This is a genomic window from Pseudoalteromonas sp. c7(2019), assembly GCF_011378625.1.
Classification (GTDB): domain Bacteria; phylum Pseudomonadota; class Gammaproteobacteria; order Enterobacterales; family Alteromonadaceae; genus Pseudoalteromonas; species Pseudoalteromonas arctica.
On sequence record NZ_WTKS01000083.1, the window covers coordinates 261 to 460 of the forward strand.

Here is a 200-nt window from a genome sequence, read left to right on the forward strand (position 1 = left end):
AAGCTGGAACGGTAATCACTACGCCACTTAATTCACCTTGCAAACTGTCTGTTGCACGTTGCGCCAATACTTTTAAAATTTCAGAAGATGCTTGCACTGCATTGATTGGGCCACATACTGTATTAATTTGTGCTAAACCACTTTCATGTGCAGAGAACTCATAAGGTAAGTGCGTTTGATCTAAATCTGCTAAAGATTTA

At 39.0% G+C, this 200-nt stretch carries 1 pseudogene; it reads right to left on the reverse strand.

What is annotated here, in order from left to right:
* Window positions 1-200 (reverse strand): annotated as a pseudogene (locus GQR38_RS20600) (Hsp70 family protein); the annotation flags it as partial.